The 19,126-nt window shown below is 74.2% G+C and carries 15 protein-coding genes and 1 pseudogene; 5 read left to right on the top strand and 11 right to left on the bottom strand.

Annotated elements, in window-relative coordinates; translation table 11 throughout:
- The 5 genes from RKE29_RS16985 to RKE29_RS16965 form a co-directional block, all read left to right on the top strand.
- Positions 1–980: sugar ABC transporter permease (locus RKE29_RS16985; protein WP_312006252.1), on the top strand; the 980-nt coding region annotated here is incomplete at its 5' end.
- On the top strand, positions 980–1,846 hold the full coding sequence (locus tag RKE29_RS16980; protein ID WP_312006251.1) for a carbohydrate ABC transporter permease: 867 nt from the start codon (positions 980–982) through the stop codon (positions 1,844–1,846). The genes RKE29_RS16985 and RKE29_RS16980, both read left to right, overlap by 1 nt.
- A 72-nt stretch (positions 1,847–1,918) precedes the next feature.
- Positions 1,919–3,163, top strand: coding sequence for an ROK family transcriptional regulator (locus RKE29_RS16975; protein WP_312006250.1), 1,245 nt, complete (start codon positions 1,919–1,921; stop codon positions 3,161–3,163).
- Between the two features lie 452 nt (positions 3,164–3,615).
- The gene (gene ppdK, locus RKE29_RS16970) at positions 3,616–6,327 is read left to right on the top strand and encodes a pyruvate, phosphate dikinase (RefSeq protein WP_312006249.1); all 2,712 of its coding nucleotides are present in this window, start codon (positions 3,616–3,618) and stop codon (positions 6,325–6,327) included.
- 463 nt (positions 6,328–6,790) lie between these two features.
- Positions 6,791–7,876: a helix-turn-helix domain-containing protein gene (locus RKE29_RS16965; protein WP_312006254.1), complete on the top strand. Its 1,086-nt coding sequence runs from the start codon at positions 6,791–6,793 to the stop codon at positions 7,874–7,876.
- Here the strand turns inward: RKE29_RS16965 and RKE29_RS16960 are convergent.
- The 11 genes and pseudogenes from RKE29_RS16960 to RKE29_RS16910 form a co-directional block, all read right to left on the bottom strand.
- A complete protein-coding gene (locus RKE29_RS16960; RefSeq protein WP_312006248.1) occupies positions 7,834–8,670 on the bottom strand; it encodes a carbohydrate ABC transporter permease in 837 nt (278 codons plus the stop codon). The two genes, RKE29_RS16965 and RKE29_RS16960, sit on opposite strands and share 43 nt — an antisense overlap.
- Positions 8,671–8,676: 6 nt before the next feature.
- Complete coding sequence (locus tag RKE29_RS16955) at positions 8,677–9,591, bottom strand: sugar ABC transporter permease (protein ID WP_312006247.1); 915 nt, start codon at positions 9,589–9,591, stop codon at positions 8,677–8,679.
- A gap of 2 nt (positions 9,592–9,593) precedes the next feature.
- Positions 9,594–10,853: an extracellular solute-binding protein gene (locus RKE29_RS16950; protein WP_312006246.1), complete on the bottom strand. Its 1,260-nt coding sequence runs from the start codon at positions 10,851–10,853 to the stop codon at positions 9,594–9,596.
- A gap of 292 nt (positions 10,854–11,145) precedes the next feature.
- Complete coding sequence (nirD, locus tag RKE29_RS16945) at positions 11,146–11,523, bottom strand: nitrite reductase small subunit NirD (RefSeq protein ID WP_312006245.1); 378 nt, start codon at positions 11,521–11,523, stop codon at positions 11,146–11,148.
- Positions 11,520–14,162 carry a nitrite reductase large subunit NirB gene (gene nirB / locus RKE29_RS16940; RefSeq protein ID WP_312006244.1) on the bottom strand — a complete coding sequence of 881 codons (2,643 nt, stop codon included), beginning with the start codon at positions 14,160–14,162 and terminating at the stop codon, positions 11,520–11,522. The genes nirD and nirB overlap by 4 nt, the downstream gene beginning before the upstream one ends.
- Positions 14,163–14,164: 2 nt before the next feature.
- Positions 14,165–15,715 carry an FAD-dependent oxidoreductase gene (locus tag RKE29_RS16935; protein ID WP_312006243.1) on the bottom strand — a complete coding sequence of 517 codons (1,551 nt, stop codon included), beginning with the start codon at positions 15,713–15,715 and terminating at the stop codon, positions 14,165–14,167.
- Between the two features lie 305 nt (positions 15,716–16,020).
- Positions 16,021–17,208, bottom strand: a complete 1,188-nt coding sequence (locus RKE29_RS16930) for a cytochrome P450 (RefSeq protein ID WP_312006253.1) — start codon at positions 17,206–17,208, stop codon at positions 16,021–16,023.
- A gap of 92 nt (positions 17,209–17,300) precedes the next feature.
- A complete protein-coding gene (locus tag RKE29_RS16925) occupies positions 17,301–17,960 on the bottom strand; it encodes an ATP/GTP-binding protein (RefSeq protein ID WP_312006242.1) in 660 nt (219 codons plus the stop codon).
- On the bottom strand, positions 17,938–18,297 hold the full coding sequence (locus tag RKE29_RS16920; protein WP_312006241.1) for a DUF742 domain-containing protein: 360 nt from the start codon (positions 18,295–18,297) through the stop codon (positions 17,938–17,940). The genes RKE29_RS16925 and RKE29_RS16920 overlap by 23 nt, the downstream gene beginning before the upstream one ends.
- Positions 18,294–18,743, bottom strand: a complete 450-nt coding sequence (locus RKE29_RS16915; protein WP_312006240.1) for a roadblock/LC7 domain-containing protein — start codon at positions 18,741–18,743, stop codon at positions 18,294–18,296. The genes RKE29_RS16920 and RKE29_RS16915 overlap by 4 nt, the downstream gene beginning before the upstream one ends.
- A 2-nt stretch (positions 18,744–18,745) precedes the next feature.
- A pseudogene (locus tag RKE29_RS16910) lies at positions 18,746–19,126 on the bottom strand (hypothetical protein); the annotation flags it as partial.

The following is a 19,126-nucleotide window of genomic DNA, read 5'->3' as shown; positions in this document are numbered from 1 at the left end:
CGCCGGGCCGCCGCCCGGGGGGCCCGGCGGGCCGGCGCCGCCCGCCGAGCGCCGCGCGCCGGGAGAACCGGGCCGGGCTCGCCTTCGTCTCGCCCACCGTCGTCGTGGTGCTCGTCGTCGTCCTGCTGCCCATCCTGTGGACGGTGCTGCTGGCCTTCCAGCGGGCCCGGCTGGTCGACATCCAGGGCATGGGCCTGTTCGGCCGCTGGAGCTGGGACAACTTCTCCGCCGTCTTCGACTCGCCGGGCTTCTGGCCGAGCCTGACCACCACGCTGGTCTACAGCGTCGGCGGCACGGCCGGCTCGATCCTGCTCGGGCTGGTGGCCGCCCTGGCCCTGCGCCGCCCGTTCCCCGGCCGCGGCCTGCTGCGCGGCGCCATGCTGCTGCCGTACGTGGCGCCGGTGGTCGCCGTCACCTTCGTGTGGCAGGTGGCCCTGAGCCCGCAGTACGGCATCGTCAACGAGTGGGGCCGGCGGTGGCTGGGCTGGGACGACCCGGTCGCCTTCCTGTCCACCCGCCGCTACCCGCTCGACCTGCTGGGCTGGCACGTCCACGTGCCGCTGGCGCTGCTGACCGTCATCGCGTTCGAGACCTGGCGCTACTTCCCCTTCGCCTTCCTGTTCCTGCTGGCCCGCCTACAGGCCGTGCCCGCGACGCTGGAGGAGGCGGCCCGGGTGGACGGCGCCACGCCCACCCAGCGCTTCCGCTACGTGCTGCTGCCGCAGCTGATGCCGGTCATCGCGCTGCTGAGCGTGCTGCGCTTCATCATGACGTTCAACAAGTTCGACGACGTGTACCTGCTGACCGGCGGCGGCGCGGGCACCGACGTGGCCGCGGTGCGGGTGTACGACTTCCTCACCGCGCGCTACGACGTCGGCGCCGCCGCCGCGCAGGCCCTGGTGCTGGCGGCCGTGCTGGTGGTGCTGCTGGGCGTGTACTTCGCCGCGTTCGTCCGGAAGGCGCGGGAGGACGAGTCGTGATGAGCCGCGCGCGGTTCGAGGAGCGCCTGTTCGGCGTCCTGCGCTGGGTGGTGATCGCCGTCCTCGCGCTGATCACCCTGGTGCCCTTCTTCTACATGCTGCTGCTGTCGGTGAAGCCGGTCGACGCGCTGCTGCTGGACCCCGGCAGCCTGTGGGTCTCCGGCCGGGACCTGACGCTGGACACCTACCGGGCCGTGCTGAAGCCGACGTCCGAGGGCGGCCAGGGCTTCCTGCGGATGCTGGCGAACTCGGCGCTGGTGTCGCTGGGCACGGTGGCGCTGACCCTGCTGGCCGCCGTCCCGGGCGCGTACGCCGTCACCCGGCTGCGGTTCTTCGGCCGGCGCCAGGTCAGCGCGCTGTTCCTGGCCGTCTACCTGTTCCCGGCGACGCTGCTGGCGGTGCCGCTGTTCGTCATGTTCGCCAAGGCGGGACTCCAGGGCAGCCTGACCGGGCTGGCCCTGGTGTACGTGGCGCAGACCGTGCCCGTCTCGCTGTACATGCTGAAGTCGTACTTCACCACCATTCCGCGCAGCGTGGAGGAGGCCGCCGCGCTGGACGGCTGCTCGCGGCTCCAGACCGTACGGAAGGTGGTGCTACCCCTGGCCCTGCCATCGGTCATGGCCACCGGCCTGTACGTCTTTATGATCGCTTGGAACGAGTTCCTGTTCGCGCTGCTGTTCCTGGCGGCGGACCCGGACCGGTGGACGGTCTCCCTCGGCCTGCAACAGCTTGCGGGCGGCGTGGAGGTGCCCAAGACGGTCCTGATGGCCGGTTCGGTGGTGCTGACCGTCCCCGTGGTCCTGCTGTTCTTCGCCGCCGAACGGCTGCTGACGGAGGGTTTGACCAGTGGTGCGGACAAGAGCTGACGACACGCCGGGCGAGGGCCGGCACCAGGCCCGCGCGGGCTGACCGGGCGTGGGAGGAATGGGGGAGCGAGGATGTCGCGGAGCGCGGTCACCCAGGCGAGCGCGGGCCATCTGCTGCGGCTGATCCGCAGCGGCCAGGCCACGACCCGCGGCGAGCTGCTGCGCGCCACGGGCCTGTCCCGGTCCACCGTCGGCCACCGGCTCGACCAGCTGTTCCGGGCCGGGTGGGTCCGGGAGCGGGCGGCCGCGGCGTCCACCGGGGGCCGCCCGTCGGCCCGGCTGGAGTTCACCGCCGACCACGCCCTGGTGCTGGCCGCCGCGCTGGAGACCCGGCACGGCCGGGCCGCGGTGCTGGACCTGGCGGGCAACGTGCTGGCCGAGCGCACCGGGCCGCTGTCGGTGGAGGACGGTCCCGAGTGGGTGCTGGACCAGGTCGGCGGGTGGTTCGCGCTGCTGCTGGCCGAGGCGGGCGCCGACCCGGCGCGGGTGTGCGGCATCGGCCTGTCCGTGCCGGGCCCGGTGGACTGGGCCACCGGGCAGGTCATACAGCCGCCGATCATGCCCGGCTGGGACCGCTACCCGATCCGCGACCGGATGCGGCAGGCGTTCGCCGAGCACGTGTGGCGCAGCGCGGGCCGGTCCGGTCCGGACGGCTGCGCGCCGCCGCCGCCCGCGGCGCTGCCGGTGCTGGTCGACAACGACGCCAACCTCATGGCGTACGCCGAGGCCCGCGCGGGCTATCCGGACTGCTCGGCGTTCGTGCTGGTGAAGGTCTCCACCGGTATCGGCGCCGGCGTGGTCGTGGACGGCGAGCCCTACCGGGGCATCGACGGCGGCGCGGGCGACATCGGGCATATCCGGCTGCACGACCGCGGCGACGCGCTGTGCATGTGCGGCTCGTACGGCTGCCTGGCGGCGGTGGCCAGCGGCAAGGCGCTCGCCGAGCAGCTGAGCGCGGCCGGTTTCCCCACCGCGTCCGGCTCCGACGTGCGCGCGCTGCTGGCCGAGGGCGACCCGCAGGCGGTGGGCCTGGCCCGGGAGGCCGGGCGGCGGGTGGGGGAGGTGCTGGTGACGGTGGTCGGGGTGCTCAACCCCGGCGTGCTGATGATCGCCGGCGACCTGGCGGGCCCGCCGTTCCTGACCGGCGTGCGGGAGCTGCTCTACCAGCGGGCGCTGCCGCGCAGCACCGCCCACCTGGAGGTGGTGACGTCGAATCTGGGCGAGCGGGCCGGGGTGCTGGGGGCGGCGGCGATCGTGGTGGAGCACGTGTTCACGCCGGAGCGGGCCGACGCCCGGCTGGCCGACCTGGGGCTGTGAGGGGCGGGGCTGGCGGGGCCGGTGAGACGGCTGGGCCTCGCCTCTCCGGTGCTGTATCCAATAAGTGAGACGCGGGGCCCGGGTTGGCGTGATTCTCGCCACTCTGATACCCATTTCGCTCAGATGAGCGGCCGCCATGGGGTACTCGGCAGTAGGGTCCCTGTGCTCACCTCTCCAAGGGATGGCACTGAGTGCCACCTCATTGGTGTTCGACAGCTCGACCCAGACTTCACCCTGCGTTACGGCGCGCGGCGGCGCGGCGTTCGGAGCGTGGGCGTGTGTTCGGGTTTTGAAGGGTCACCGACAGGGGAGTGCGGTGATCGAACACCGTGGATCTAGTGGCGTACGGGTGGTTACAGCCGCATGACAGCCAAGTGGACGTACTCAAAGACCTTCGATCTGGGTACGCTCCCCGCCGTCAGGGCAGGCCGTCCGGAGGAGATCGAGTCCCGATGCCGCACACTCAGGATCAGCGGAAGTTCGTCTACGACTTCACCGAGGGCAACAAGGATCTGAAGGACCTGCTCGGCGGCAAGGGTGCGAACCTCGCCGAGATGACCAACCTCGGCCTGCCCGTACCTCCCGGTTTCACCATCACCACCGACGCCTGCAAGGTCTACCTGGACAGCGGCGACGAGCCCGCGGCACTCCGTGACGAGGTGAGTGAGCACCTGGCCGCTCTTGAGGAGCGGATGGGCAAGAAGCTCGGCCAGCCCGACGACCCGCTGCTGGTGTCCGTACGCTCCGGCGCGAAGTTCTCCATGCCCGGCATGATGGACACCGTCCTGAACATCGGCCTGTCGGACTCCTCGGTGGCCGGGCTCGCCACCCAGGCCGGCGACGAGCGGTTCGCCTGGGACTCCTACCGCCGCCTGATCCAGATGTTCGGCAAGACCGTGCTCGGCGTGGACGGCGAGCTGTTCGAGGAGGCGCTGGACGAGGCCAAGCGCACCAAGGGCGTGAAGACCGACGTCGAGCTGGACGCCGGCGACCTGAGCACCCTCGTGGACGAGTTCAAGGGCATCGTCGCCAAGGAGACCGGCCGCGACTTCCCGCAGGACCCGCGCACCCAGATGGACCTGGCCGTCCGCGCGGTGTTCGACTCCTGGAACGGCGAGCGCGCCAAGCTCTACCGCCGCCAGGAGCGCATCCCGCACGACCTGGGCACGGCGGTCAACGTCTGTTCCATGGTCTTCGGCAACCTCGGCCCCGACTCCGGCACCGGCGTCGCCTTCACCCGCGACCCGGCCAGCGGCCACCAGGGCGTCTACGGCGACTACCTGCAGAACGCGCAGGGCGAGGACGTCGTCGCCGGCATCCGCAACACCGTGCCGCTCGCCGAGCTGGAGCGCATCGACAAGGCGTCCTACGACCAGCTCATGAAGATCATGGAGACGCTGGAGACGCACTACAAGGACCTGTGCGACATCGAGTTCACCATCGAGCGCGGCAAGCTGTGGATGCTCCAGACCCGCGTCGGCAAGCGCACCGCGGGCGCCGCCTTCCGCATCGCCACCCAGCTGGTCGACCAGGGCCTGATCGACGAGGCCGAGGCGCTGCGCCGGGTCAACGGCGCGCAGCTCGCGCAGCTGATGTTCCCGCGCTTCGACGACAAGGCCCCCGGGGACGGCAAGGTCCGCCCGGTCGGCCGGGGCATCGCCGCCTCGCCGGGCGCCGCCGTCGGCAAGGCCGTCTTCGACTCGTACACGGCCGTGAAGTGGTCCCGCTCGGGTGAGAAGGTCATCCTGGTGCGCCGGGAGACCAACCCCGACGACCTCAACGGCATGATCGCCGCCGAGGGCATCCTCACCTCGCGCGGCGGCAAGACCTCGCACGCCGCCGTCGTCGCCCGCGGCATGGGCAAGACCTGCGTGTGCGGCGCCGAGGACCTGGAGGTCGACACCAAGCGGCGCCGGATGACGCTCCACGACGGCACCGTCGTGGAGGAGGGCGACCTGCTGTCCATCGACGGCTCCACCGGCAAGGTCTACCTGGGCGAGGTGCCCGTCGTGCCCTCCCCGGTCGTGGAGTACTTCGAGGGCCGCATGCACGCGGGCGCCGCCGAGGCCGACGAGCTGGTCGGCGCCGTGCACCGGATCATGTCCTACGCGGACCGGGTGCGGCGGCTGCGGGTGCGGGCCAACGCCGACAACGCCGAGGACGCCGCCCGCGCCCGGCGGTTCGGCGCCCAGGGCATCGGCCTGTGCCGCACCGAGCACATGTTCCTCGGCGACCGGCGCGAGCTGGTCGAGCGGCTGATCCTGGCCGACACCGGGGACGAGCGGGAGGCCGCCCTCGGCGCGCTGCTGCCGCTCCAGAAGGGCGACTTCGTGGAGCTGTTCGAGGCGATGGACGGGCTGCCGGTCACCATCCGGCTGCTCGACCCGCCGCTGCACGAGTTCCTGCCCGACATCACCGACCTGTCGGTGCGGGTGGCGCTGGCCGAGGCCCGGCACGAGGCGCACGAGAACGACCTGCGGCTGCTCCAGGCCGTGCACCGGCTGCACGAGCAGAACCCGATGCTGGGCCTGCGCGGCGTGCGCCTGGGCCTGGTCATCCCCGGCCTGTTCGCCATGCAGGTACGGGCCATCGCCGAGGCCGCCGCCCAGCGCAAGAACGCCAAGGCCGACCCGCGCGCCGAGATCATGATCCCGCTGGTGGGCACCGTCCAGGAGCTGGAGATCGTCCGCGAGGAGGCCGAGCGGATCATCGCCGAGGTCGAGCAGGCCCAGGGCGTGGAGCTGAAGCTGACGCTGGGCACCATGATCGAGCTGCCGCGCGCCGCGCTGACGGCCGGCCAGATCGCCGAGTGCGCCGACTTCTTCTCCTTCGGCACCAACGACCTGACCCAGACCGTGTGGGGCTTCTCCCGCGACGACGTCGAGGCCAGCTTCTTCACCGCGTACCTGGAGAAGGGCATCTTCGGCGTCAGCCCCTTCGAGACCATCGACCGGGGCGGCGTGGGCAAGCTGGTGCGCCTGGCGACCGAGGCCGGCCGGGCCACCCGCCCCGACCTCAAGCTCGGCGTGTGCGGCGAGCACGGCGGCGACCCGGACTCGGTGCACTTCTTCCACGAGGTGGGCCTGGACTACGTGTCCTGCTCGCCGTTCCGCATCCCGGTCGCGCGGCTGGAGGCCGGCCGCGCGACGGTGACCGGCGGCTGATCACCGCCGCGGTGTACGGGCGGCTGACGCGCCGCCCGGCCACGAACCACCGGAACCGGTCCGGGATCCCCCCGACCCTCACCCCCGGCACTGGCTCCGGTTCGCAAAAGAAGGGGGCGGGCACCTGTGCGGAGGTGCCCGCCCCCTGCCACTCCCCCCATGGGAGCCCTGCCGCCGCGCCCGTCGGCTCGCGCGGCGGCAGAAGTGCCCAGCGCCTGTCTCCCTGCCCGCCACCCCCCACGGGGACGGGCAATCCAGTCCTGGGCACCGCCTGGAATTGCGGACCCGCCAGGGGGTTCACCCGGTGGCGGGTCCTTTTCACGGGCAACAGCATTCCGCGCCCCGGCGGCTCCCCGCGACCCGTTTCAGGTGTGGCCAAAACGGCGTGGTCACCGACTGTGTCAGTGTGCATACTCTTGCGTGATTGGGGGACTGGGGAACCAAACGTCATGTGGGGGTCAGCGTGCTGCGTGTGCACTTCACCGGGGATGATCTGGCGGGGCTGCGGATGGCCGCCCGCCCGGACGCGCTGTGGGAAACCGTTTTAAGTTTCCACCGGTTACGCGACAAACAAGCGGAGTCCGTCTACGGGGAATGGCGGGCGGAAACCAGGAGCCGTTTGCAGGGTGAAACGAGGCTGTTGGCCCCGCTCATTCCCGCCCGCGGCTATTTCCCGGACTTCCTGACCCCCGCCGAGGGCTCGGACGGCTGCGACGCCGGCCTGGAGGCGCTGCGGGCCACGCCGCCCGCCCGGCTGCACGCCGAGGTCTCCCGGCTCGCCGCGGGCCGCTCGCTGCCCTCCTGGGTGGCCGACCTCGGGCAGGGCGCGGAGCGGTCGGTCGGCCGCCTGGTGGACGCCCTGCGGGCCTACCACCGGGCCGCCGTCGCCCCGTACTGGCCGCAGATGCAGACCCGCCTGGAGGCCGACCGCGCGCTGCGCGGCCGGGCCCTGCTGGACGGCGGCGCCGCGGGCCTGCTGGCCGCGCTGCCGCCCGGCATGCGCTGGCGGCCGCCGGTGCTGGAGGCCGACTACCCCGTCGACCGCGACGTCCACCTGCGCGGGCGCGGGCTGCTGCTCCTGCCGTCCTTCTTCTGCCGCCGCACCCCGGTGGCCCTGTGCGACCCCGCGCTGCCGCCCGTCCTGGTCTACCCGATGGAGCACGCGCCGCTCGGCGGGCCGCCGGCGCCGCACCCCGACCGGGCGGGCGGCGACCGGGACCGGGCGCCGGGCACGCTGGGCCGGCTGGTGGGGCACACCCGCTCCGCGGTGCTCCAGATGGTGGGCGGCGGCTGCACCACCAGCGAACTCGCCCGCCGGGTGGGGGTGTCGCCGGCCTCGGCCAGCCAGCACGCCACCGTGCTGCGCGAGGCGGGCCTGGTGCACACGCTGCGGCGGGGCAGCACCGTGCTGCACACCCTCACCCCGCTGGGCGCGGCCCTGCTGCGCGGCGGGCGGCCCGCGTGGCCGGCGGCCGGGTCCGGCCGGCCGGTACGGCGGGGGGCCGTTCAGTCGTCGATGCCCGAGCGCTCCACGCCCGCCACGATGTAGCGCTGGAGCAGCAGGAAGACCAGCAGCAGCGGCAGGATCGACACGGCGGCGGCCACGAACAGCTCGTGGATGTTCACCACCTGGGAGGTGGTGAAGGCCGACAGGGCCACCTGTACCGTCCACGCCTCGCGGTCCTGGCCGATGACCAGCGGCCACAGGAAGGAGTTCCAGGCGCCGATGAACACGATCGTGCCCACGGCCGCGAACACCGGCCGCGAGTTGGGCACCACGATCCGCCAGTACGTGCGCCAGGGTCCGAGCCCGTCCACCCGGGCCGCGTCCTCCAGTTCGCGCGGGAAGCCCAGGAAGTACTGCCGGAAGACGAAGGCGGCGAACGCGCTGAACAGCGTCGGCACGACCAGCCCGCGCAGGGTCGAAATCCAGCCGAGTGTGGACACCAGCACGAAGCTCGGCACGAACGTGACGGCCGCCGGCACCATCATCGTGCCCAGGATCGCGTAGAAGACCGCGTCGGCGTGCCGGTACGGGACGCGGGCCAGCCCGTAGCCCGCCATGGACGCCAGCAGCAGCGTGCCGGCCGTGGTGAGCACCGCGATCAGGGCCGAGTTCGCCAGCGCGTGCGCCATCGGCACGTTCGGGTCCTGAAACAGCTCCCGTACGTTCGACCAGCGCACGTCGCGCGGGAAGAACGTCCAGTCGGGCGCGGTGATGTCCTCCTCCCGCGCCAGGCCGTTGCGTACCAGCAGGTAGAAGGGCACCAGGAACAGCACGGCCAGCGCCGCCAGCAGCGCCGCGCGCAGCGCCCGCCCCACCCGTACCCACGCGTCGTGCATCCGGGCTCACCCCTCCTTGCGGCCCAGGCCGAACCAGCGGGCCTGCGCGACCGTCACCACCGCGATGACCAGCGCCAGGATCACCGCGCCCGCGCTGCCCAGGCCCAGGTTCTGCTCCTGCCCGAGCGCGGTGTAGTACAGGTAGACCAGCGGCGGGCGGGCGTAGGGCGGGTAGCCGCGGGAGTCCGACAGCAGGGTGTAGAATTCGTCGAACGCCTGGAAGGCGTTGATCACCAGCAGCAGCGCCACCGCGACCGACGTGGCGCGCAGCTGCGGGAAGGTGACGTGCCGGAAGACCTGCCAGCCCGGCCGCGCGCCGTCCACCGCCGCCGCCTCGTACAGCTGCGGCGGGATGCGCTGGAGCCCGGCCAGGAAGAGCACCATGTAGAACCCGGCTTGCAGCCACAGCCGCAGGCTGACGACGACCAGCCAGTACCAGGGCGGGTGCGGGGCCGACAGCCACGCCACCTGCTCGACGCCGAACCAGCCCAGCACGGTGTTGGCGAGACCGAACCGCACCCCGTTGAAGACCGACATCTTCCAGATCAGCGCCGCCACCACGTAGCTGCACGCCACCGGCAGGAAGAACACCGACCGGAAGAACGCCCGCGCGCGCGTCAGGCGGTTCACCATCAGCGCCAGCGCCAGCGAGAGGCCGAAGGTGGCCGGCACGATGAAGGCCGTGAAGACGCCGAACGTCGCCAGGCTGCCGGTGAACGCGTGGTCGCGCAGCATGGCCCGGTAGTTGTCCAGGCCCACGAAGCGGTCCGGCGTGACCGTGTTGTGCGCGTCGAAGAAACTGAGGTAGACGCTCCAGCCCAGCGGCACGTACGTGAAGACGGCCAGCCCCACGGCGAACGGTCCGACGAACACCCAGAACCACAGGTTCCGGTTTTGCGGTCCGAGCAGTCTGCGCAGCACCGTCAGCTCTTCCCGGCCGTCACGCGGCGCAGCTCGTCCCGGGTCGCCCGCACCGCCGCCCGCACCTCGCGCTCCGGGTCGGCGCCGTCCCGGATGATCCGGTTCAGCGCGTCCTGGTACCGGGTCCGGGCGGCCGTCGTCCACAGCAGCGGCAGGGCGTGCCCGTGGCCGGTGGCCAGCCGCACCGCCTCCGCGGCCGGCCCGACCCGCAGCGCGCCGGCCTTCCGGGCCAGCGACAGCCGGGCGGGTATGTGGAAGCCGTAGGACAGCGCGAAGTCCAGTTGCAGGTCCGTACGCTCCACCCACAGCCACCGTACGAACGCGGCGGCCCGCGCGCGGCGCCGGCTGCGCGCGTTCACCGCCGAGGCGTACGCGCCCACCGGCACCGCGGGCCGGCCCGCCGGGCCGTCCGCCGGGAACGGCAGCACCCCGAAGTCGTCGCCGAGCGCCTGCCGCACCGCGGGCAGCGCCCACAGGCCCGACCACTGCATGGCCGTCAGCCCCTGGACGAACGCCGACGGATCCGACCAGTCCGACGGCGCGCCCAGCAGCAGCGACCGCCTTGCGTACAGCCGGTGCAGCTTGCCGAGCACGCGGGCGGCGGCCGGGTCGTCGAACCCCACCCTGCCGTCCGCGGTCACCGCCTCCAGGCCCGCCGCGTGCAGCGGCGTGGCCAGCAGCACGCCGGCGCCCGCGTCGTTGCCCAGGAACAGCCCCTTGACGTCTTTGGTGGTCAGCCGCCCGGCGGCGTCCACCAGCTCGTCCAGCGTCCGCGGCGGCGCCACGCCGGCCTTCTCCAGCAGGCTCCTGCGGTAGTAGAGCAGCTGCGTGTCGACCGTCTGCGGCACGCCCCACACCCGGTCCCGGTAGACCATGGGCGCCAGCACCGCCTGGTTGAAGTCGGCGCGCACGTCCCGTACCACGTCGGTGAGGTCGGCGACCTGCCCGCCGCGTATCTGGTCCAGCGTCGGCCCGGCGACCTCGAACACGTCCGGGCCGGAGTCGGTGAGCAGCGCGGCGGCGGTCTGCTGGTCGTAGTTGCCCGGCCGCCACTGCACCCGCACCCGCGCCCTGCGGTACGCCCGCGCGTACCGCAGCACCGCCTGCGCGGCGCCCGGCTCGCCGTACTGGTGGTACCACTGGCTCAGGCCCGGCCCGCTGCCGGACCCGCGCCCGGTGTTGGACCCGCAAGCCGCCACCGGGCCCCCGGCCGCCGCCAGCCCCGCGCCCGCGCCGAGCAGTCCTCTGCGGCTGATGGCCATCGTCGGCGCCCCCTCGCTGCTGTGTGCCGGTCGGGAATGCTACCGACCCGGCGACCGACGATGCGCGGTGAACGCAACGATGGTGTTGCGGGGGCGTGACGGGTTGCCGGGCCGCGGGGCGCGGCTCGGCGGCGCGGCGGGCCCGGCGGCGGGCGCGGGCCGGGCGCCGGGGAGCGTTCGCCCGGACCGCGCGCGGACACGCGGGCGGGCCCTCGCCGTCCGGGGAAGACGGGCGAGGGCCCGGCACGGCGCGCCGCTCGCACCGGCGCCGTGCGACCAGTGGGCCGGGCGGTCAGCCGCCCAGGCCGGCGGGCTCGCTCCCGCTGGTGCGGACCGTGTACGCCGGGACGGTCACCGTCTCGTCGTCCAGGCACTGCCCGGTCACCAGGTCGAAGCGCTGCTTCAGCAGCGGCGAGGCCACGAACGGCCGGCCCGCGGCCGAGCCGATCAGCCCGCGCGAGAGCACGTACGCGCCGGTGAACGGGTCCTGGTTGCCGACCGCGTACGCGGTCCCCGCCCGGTCGAGGAAGACCGCCACCTGCGCGCCGTCCGGCAGCAGCGCGGCCACCCCGCGGCCCGGCGTCAGGTCCGCCAGGTCGCAGACGGGCAGCCAGCGCCCGCCCAGCAGCAGCTCGACGCGGACCGTGGTGTGTTCGGGTGCCAGGGTCATCGGCTGGTGGTCCCTTCCAGGGTGCGTACGGGAACGACGGGACCGGACAGGAACGTCAGGTCCGGCTTGACCTGGTCGCGCTCGGGCACGAACTTCACCGAGGGGTCGGGCACGTCCGGCGCGTTGACGAAGGACACGAAGCGCCGCAGCCGCTCCGGGTCGTTCAGCGTCTCGGCCCACTCGTCCCGGTAGTTCGCCACGTGCTCGGCCATCATGGCCTCCAGCTCGGCGCACAGCCCGAGCGAGTCGTGCACGACCACGTCCCGCACGTGGTCCAGGCCGCCCTCGATGCGGTCCAGCCAGGTGGAGGTGCGCTCCAGCCGGTCCGCGGTGCGGATGTAGAACATCAGGAAGCGGTCGATCAGCCGGACCAGGCCCTCGTCGTCCAGGTCCTGGGCGAGCAGGTCGGCGTGGCGCGGCTCGGCGCCGCCGTTGCCGCCCACGTACAGGTTCCACCCGTTGGAGGTGGCGATCACGCCGAAGTCCTTGCCGCGCGCCTCCGCGCACTCCCGGGCGCAGCCGGACACCGCGGACTTCAGCTTGTGCGGCGAGCGCAGGCCCCGGTAGCGCAGCTCCAGGTCGATGGCCATGCGCACCGAGTCCTGCACGCCGTAGCGGCACCAGGTCTGGCCCACGCAGGACTTCACGGTGCGCAGCGCCTTGCCGTAGGCGTGCCCGGACTCGAAGCCCGCGTCCACCAGCCGCGCCCAGATCGTCGGCAGCTGGTCCACGCGCGCGCCGAACAGGTCGATCCGCTGACCGCCGGTGATCTTCGTGTAGAGGCCGAAGTCGCGCGCCACCTCGCCGATCACGATCAGCTTCTCGGGCGTGATCTCGCCGCCCGGTATGCGCGGCACGATCGAGTACGACCCGTTCTTCTGCATGTTGGCCAGGAAGTGGTCGTTGGTGTCCTGCAACGCCGCCTGCTCGCCGTCCAGGACGTAGCCGCTCGCGCCCACCGTCGGCGCCAGCGAGGCGATGATCGACCCGACGGTCGGCTTGCACACCTCGCAGCCGTTGCCCAGCCGGGCCTCCTCGCGGCCGTGGCTGTCCAGCAGCCGGGCGAAGGAGGTGATGCGCAGCGTGCGGACGATCTCGTACAGCTCGGCGCGGGTGTGCGCGAAGCAGCCGCACAGGCCCTTGTCGACGGTGACGCCGCCGGCCTCCAGCTCGTGGTTGACCAGCGTGGTGAGCGTCTTCACGCAGCTGCCGCAGCCGGTGCCCGCCTTGGTGCACTTCTTCACCTCAGGCACCGTGGTGCACTGGTGCTCGGTGATCGCGTCCCGGATGGCGCCCTTGGTCACGTTGTGGCAGTTGCAGATGACCGCGCTGTCGGGCAGCGCCGACGGGCCGATGGCCACCGGCGCGCCGAGCCCGGAGGGCAGCACCAGCTGCTCGGGCGCGACCGGCGGCACGCAGCCCGCCAGCGGCCGCAGCGTGTCGTACGCGTCGGCGTCGCCGACCAGCACGCCGCCCAGCAGCTCGCCGTCGGCGCCGATCACCAGCTTCTTGTACACGCCCGCGCGGGAGTCGGAGTAGACCACGTCCAGGCAGCCCTCGGCCGCGCCGTGCGCGTCGCCGAAGGACGCCACGTCCACGCCGAGCAGCTTCAGCTTGGTCGAGGTGTCCGCGCCCGTGAAGCCCGCCGACGCCGTCCCCGAAACGGCGTCGGCGGCCACCTTCGCCATCTCGTAACCGGGCGCGACCAGGCCGTACACGCGCCCGTCGGCGGCCAGCGCGCACTCGCCGATCGCGAACACCGCCGGGTCGCTGGTGCGGCACTGCTCGTCCACCGTGATGCCGCCGCGCTCGCCCACCGCCAGGCCGGCCGCGCGCGCCAGGTCGTCCCGGGGCCGTACGCCCGCGGAGAAGATCACCAGGTCGGTGTCGAGCACCGTGCCGTCCGACAGGCCCATGGCGCGCACCGCGCCGTCCTCGCCGGCCACGATCTCCTTGCCCGCCACGCCGGTGTGCACGTGCAGGCCCATGTCCTCGATGGTGCGGCGCAGCGCGGCGCCGCCGCCGTCGTCCACCTGGAGGGCCATCAGCCGCGGGCTGAACTCCACGATGTGCGCGTCCAGGCCCAGGCCCTTCAGCGCGCCGGCCGCCTCCAGGCCCAGCAGTCCGCCGCCGACGACCGTGCCGGTCGTGCAGTTCTTGGCGTACTCCTCGATGGCCAGCAGGTCCTCGATGGTCCGGTAGACGAAGCAGCCCCGGCTGTCCTTGCCCGGCACCGGCGGCACGAACGGGTACGAGCCGGTGGCCAGCACCAGCGTGTCGTACGAGAAGACCTGCCCGGAGCGCGCGGTGACCGTGCGCGCCTCGCGGTCCACCGACACCGCCGGGTCGTCCGTGTACAGCTCGATGCCGTGCTCGGCCATGAAGCCGTCCTCGACCATGGACAGCTCCTCGGCGCTGCGCCCGGAGAAGTACGAGGTCAGCTGCACCCGGTCGTACGCCGGCCGCGGCTCCTCGCACAGCACCACCACCCGGGCGGACCGGGTGACGCCGCGCTCGGCCAGCGCCTCCAGGAACCGCTGCCCGACCATGCCGTGGCCGACGAGCACGATCGTCGGCGGGGTCGGCGGCGCGCCGGCGGTGCTCGGCGTGCTCGTCTCGCTCGTGCTCAGCGTGCTCATGGTCAGGAATCTCCATCGTTGGTGAGCAGGTGCAGCAGGGGAGCCTGCGCGGAGAAGGACAGCGGCTCGTCGTCCTCCCAGGTGCGGGCGAGCGCGCCCACAGTGCCCAGATCGCCGAGCAGGATGCCGCCGACCAGGCGGTCGCCGCGGACGACGACCTTGCGGTAGGAGTTGCGGGTGGCGTCCGTCAGGTGCACCACGTCGTCGCCCGGTGCGGGCTCCGTCTCCCCGAACGCGGCCAGGTCCAGCGGGCCCGCCGCGGTCTGCCCGGCGCCCGACAGCGTCAGCCGGGTCAGCGACCGGGTGCCGGTGTAGCGGGGCGGGGCGGGGTGGTCCACGGCGGACGGGCCCGCGGCGCCGTCCGTGCTGTCCGGGCCGGACGCACCGGCCTGGCCGCATCCGCCGCGGACCCGGGCCGCGAGCACCCGCGCGAGCAGGTCGGCCTGCTCCTGGGCGGGGCCCGCGAGTCCGTAGACGACGCCGTCGTGCTCGGCGCAGTCGCCGACCGCGAACACGTCGGGGTCGCAGGTGCGCAGCTCGTCGTCCACGACGACGCCGCGGGCCACCTCCAGGCCCGCCGCGCGGGCGAGCCCCGCGCGGGGCCGCACGCCGCAGGCCAGGACCACGAGGTCGGCGTCCAGCGCGTAGCCGTCGGCCAGCTCCACGGCCTCGACGGCGACCGGGCCCGGGGCGGCGCTGGTGAGGAACGCGCGGCGCGGGGCCGGACGCCGTCCGAAGCCCTTCCCGGTGTTTCCGGCCTTTTCGGCTACTTCGGCTTCCTCGGCGGGCTCCGCCGCGGGCCGGGCGGCGGGCTGCCCGACGGGCCGGGTGCGCAGGCCGCGCACGCGGCACTCGGTGTGCACCTCCACGCCCAGGGCCGCCAGGTGCCGCTCCAGCAGCCGCGCCGCCTGCGCGTCCAGGTGGCGCTCCATCAGGTGCACGCCCTGCTGGGCCACGACCACCTGCGCGCCGCGCAGCGCCAGCGCGCGGGCCGCGGACACGCCCAGCAGCCCGCCGCCGATGACCACCGCCCGCACGCCCGGCCGGATGGCCGAGGCCAGCGCCAGGCAGTCGTCCATGGTGCGGAAGGCGTGCACGCCCTCCGGCAGCTCCGGGCCCTGCGGCGCGGCCGCCCGCTCGTGCGGGAACAGGCCGCGCAGCGGCGGCAGCACCGGGTTNAACAGGCCGCGCAGCGGCGGCAGCACCGGGTTCGAGCCGGTGGCCAGCACCAGCGTGTCGTAGGGGACGCGGCTGCCGTCGTCGCACAGCACCTCGGCGGTGTCCCGGTCGATCCGGACCGCCCGCACCGCGCTCAGCCGGCGCGCCTCGGCCGGCTCGGGCAGCGCGATGACCTCCGCGCCGTACCGCCCGGCGAGCACCTCCGCGAGCAGCACCCGGTTGTACGGGCCGTGCGGCTCCTCGCCGATCACGGTCACGTCGGCCTCCGGCGCGGCGGCCAGCAGCTGCCGCGCGAGCCGTGTGCCCGCCATGCCGCCGCCGACCACCACCACGCGGTGGCGGCCCGGCTGACGCGGTTCCGTGTTCGACCTCATGTCCGGAAGGGTGCGGCGCGCCTGTTACCCGTCCGCATCACCGCCGTTTCCCCCACGCAACGCTGCCCTCAGCGCACGCCACCGGCACCTGTGAGCAGTGCGGTGCGTCACCCGGCCGGCCCCGCCGACCCCCCAACCGCCCCGCTCAGAGCGGGTCTACGGGCGTTACGCAGGGACGTTGCGCGCCGCCCGCGCGGGATGCGCACACGGGTGGCGTATGTCATACGGGCCACCCGCGCGGGCCGGCGGCCGCCCGGGAAGCCCGTCCCGGAAGCACGCCGCGGGGGCTACGCGCGGGCCGCGCGTTACGCCGGGGGGTCGGCCGACAGCAGCGGCGCGGAGAACCGCACCGGCAGCCGCGCCAGCGTCTTCGTCCACGGCGACGCCACCCACACCAGCTCGTCCTCCGGCACCGCGATCTCCATGTCCGGCAGCCGGTGCAGGACGGTGTCCACGGCCGTGCGCGTGATCAGCCGCGCCGGGTCCCGCGCCGGGCAGGCGTGCGGGCCCGCGCCGAAGGACAGGTGCGAGCGGTTGCCCACGACCGGCCGGCCGTCCTCCGGCAGCGCCTCCGCGTCGGCGTTCGCACCCGCCACCCCCATGATCAGCATGTCCCCGGCGCGTATCGCCCGGCCGCCGAACCGCACGTCGCGGGTGGCGTACCGGCCCGGGATGTTGGCGGTGGGCGGGTAGCGCCACAGCACCAGGTCCAGCGCGTCGTCCGCGGTCAGGTGCCCGCGGGTCAGCGAGGAGCGGAAGGCCGGGTCGGTCAGCAGCACCCGCAGCGTCGAGGTGATCCAGTTGAGCGTGGTCGTGTGGCCGGTCATGGCGAGCACCACCAGGTTGTGCAGCACCTCGTCGTCGGTGAAGCCGGCCGGGTGGGCCAGCAGCCAGGAGGTCACGTCCGCGCCCGGCCGCCGCTTCTTGGCGGCCACCAGATCGCGCAGGATGCCGGTCATCAGCCGGTTGGCCTCGGCCGCCGCCGCGGTGGCCCCGGCCGCGCCCACCACCGCCTCGACCACCCGCGCGCCCTCGGCCTCGCCGAGTCCCAGCAGCCGCGTGACGACCTCCAGCGGCAGCACGCGGGCGTACCCGGCCACCAGGTCCACCTCGTGCCGGTCGGCGAAGGAGGCCACCAGCCGCTCGGCCGCGGCCCGCACCGAGCGCACCAGCTCGTGCCCGTCCACCCGGGCCAGCGCGTCCGCGACCGCGCCGCGCATCCGCCGGTGCTGCCGCCCGTCGGCGAACAGCACCGCCGGCCGCCAGCCCACGAACGGCATCAGCGGCGAACCGGTCGCCACCCGCCCCTCGCGCAGCGGCCGCCAGCGCCGCGGATCGTGCGAGAACGTCTCCTCGTCCCGCACCAGCTGGAGCAGCTCCCGGTGGCCGAGCACCAGCCACGCCTCGACGCCCGGCGCGATGGCCACGGGCGCCACCGGGCCGTGCTCGCGGCGCAGCCGCTCGTACAGCGCGGTCAGGTCGCTGTCCAGCATCGCCCCGAACAGCGGCGTACGCCCGGCCGCGCCCGCCGGCCCCTCCCGGTCCGGCGCGCCCGGCGTACCCGGCGTACCCGTCGGCTCGGTGGTCATCGTGTCTCCCTGGCGAGCGAGAGGAGGTGGCGGACCAGGACGGCCAGCGCCCTGAGCGAGGAGGGCCGGTCCCGGGCGTCGCAGACACCCAGCGGCGTGTCCGGCAGCAGGTCCAGGGCCGCGCGCAGGTCCTCCTCGCGGTGCCGGACGCTGTCGGGGAAGGCGTTCACGGCGACGCTGAACGGCATGTCCAGGTCCTCCAGGTAGCCGAGGGCGTCGAACGACGCCTCCAGGTGCCGGGTGTCCACCAGCGCCAGCGCGCCCAGCGCGCCGCGCGCCAGCTCCCGCCACACCGGCAGAAACCGCCGCTGGCCCGGCGCGCCGAACAGGTACAGCACCAGGTCCCCGCCGAGCGTGAGCCGGCCGAAGTCCAGGGAGACCGTGGTCGTCGCCTTCGACGGCCGCACGGCGGTGTCCACCCGCGCGCCCGCGCGGGTCATCATCGCCTCGGTGAGCAGCGGCCTGATCTCCGAGACGGTGCTGATCAGCGTGGTCTTGCCGACGCCCAGCGGGCCGACCACCAGGATCTTCGCCGCCCCGGTCACGGTGGACGGCACGTACAGGCCCGGCGCGGACCCGGCCCGGCCGGCGGCCTCCCCGCGGGTGCCGGCCGGCCCGCCCTCGCCGGGGGCGTCAGAGCTGGCTCTCCAGTCCATCGAGCACCTTCCTCAGCAGGTCCGTACGGGCCCGCTCGGCCACCGGCACCGGCGGGCGAGCCGCGATGTGCCCCCACGCGACGAGATCGGCGAGCAGCACCTGGACGACGGTCGGCGGCAGCCCGAGGTGCGCGGCGACCTCGGCCGCCGACAGCAGGCCCTGGCAGAAGTCCACGATGCGCCGGTACTCGGGCTGCGCGGCGGGCGGCAGCTCCTTCCCCGACGCGACGACCAGCGTCTCCAGCGGCAGCCCGTCCTCGGGCGTGCCCGCGCGCCCCTGGGTGATCACGTACGGCCGCACGGCGGGCGGCGTCCGCTCCTCGGGGGGGCCGGTCATGACGCCGGGGGCGTGCTCGGCTCCCGCGGCGCGCTGCTCAGGTGCGCGCCGATCTTCACCACCAGCACCTGCGTCTGCTGGGCCACCAGGCCCACGTCCGCGGCCAGGTCGGTGGCCACGCCCAGGGACGCGCCCAGGCCCGCCGACGTCAGCAGCAGGAACCCGCTGTCGGACTCGATCATCAGCTGCCGCACGCGCGTCCCGCCGCCGTACAGCAGCCCCGTCGCCGACTGGCCGGTGACCGCGAGCGCCGCGCAGGCGGCGGCCAGCGCGTCCGCCTCGTCCACGCCGAGGCCCAGGCCCTCGCCGGTGAGCCCCGGCGCCGAGTCGTGGCCGAGCCGCAGCCCGTCCTCTGACACGACGACGGCGTGCCGGACCCCCGGTATGCGTGTCAGGGGGTGCAGCATCCAGCCCAGGTCGGGCAGCCTCGTCACCGATCCCGCCACGGCTACCGGCCTCCTTCTCGGTCGTCCGGGCGCCGGTCCGGGTCGGCGGCGCGAGGCGGGTCGGGCGCCCGGTCCGCGTGCCCGTCCCCGCTGCCGGACGGGCCCGGGGGACGGCTCCCGGGCCGCTCGGTGTGCGGCTCGCGCCGCTCCCCGTGGTGCTGCTCCCGCTGCTCGTGGTCTTCCGCGGCGCTCCCGGGGTGGTGCTCCGGGCCGGTACTCGCGCGGCGGCCGGCGGCCTCGGCGCGGCCGCGGCGGGTGCCGGAGACGACGCTGAGGATCGAGGCGCGGGCGGCCTCGGGCGTCCAGGAGCCGCCGCCCCGCCTGTCGGCGCCGTCCGCGCCCGGCGTGGCGCCCGCGCCCGGGGCGGTGCCCGTGCCCGGCGT

Origin of the sequence: Streptomyces sp. B1866, from assembly GCF_031932565.1 — a bacterium.
GTDB lineage: Bacteria > Actinomycetota > Actinomycetes > Streptomycetales > Streptomycetaceae > Streptomyces.
Note: the sequence above shows the minus strand (reverse complement) of the source record. Positions and strands in the feature narration are given on the sequence as shown.

Coding starts and splice junctions, on each gene's coding strand:
- RKE29_RS16980 (WP_312006251.1), top strand. CDS start 980: ATGAGCCGCGCGCGGTTCGAGGAGCGCCTGTTCGGCGTCCTGCGCTGG.
- RKE29_RS16975 (WP_312006250.1), top strand. CDS start 1,919: ATGTCGCGGAGCGCGGTCACCCAGGCGAGCGCGGGCCATCTGCTGCGG.
- ppdK (WP_312006249.1), top strand. CDS start 3,616: ATGCCGCACACTCAGGATCAGCGGAAGTTCGTCTACGACTTCACCGAG.
- RKE29_RS16960 (WP_312006248.1), bottom strand. CDS start 8,670: ATGCACGACGCGTGGGTACGGGTGGGGCGGGCGCTGCGCGCGGCGCTG.
- RKE29_RS16950 (WP_312006246.1), bottom strand. CDS start 10,853: ATGGCCATCAGCCGCAGAGGACTGCTCGGCGCGGGCGCGGGGCTGGCG.
- nirD (WP_312006245.1), bottom strand. CDS start 11,523: ATGACCCTGGCACCCGAACACACCACGGTCCGCGTCGAGCTGCTGCTG.
- nirB (WP_312006244.1), bottom strand. CDS start 14,162: ATGAGCACGCTGAGCACGAGCGAGACGAGCACGCCGAGCACCGCCGGC.
- RKE29_RS16930 (WP_312006253.1), bottom strand. CDS start 17,208: ATGCTGGACAGCGACCTGACCGCGCTGTACGAGCGGCTGCGCCGCGAG.
- RKE29_RS16925 (WP_312006242.1), bottom strand. CDS start 17,960: ATGGACTGGAGAGCCAGCTCTGACGCCCCCGGCGAGGGCGGGCCGGCC.
- RKE29_RS16920 (WP_312006241.1), bottom strand. CDS start 18,297: ATGACCGGCCCCCCCGAGGAGCGGACGCCGCCCGCCGTGCGGCCGTAC.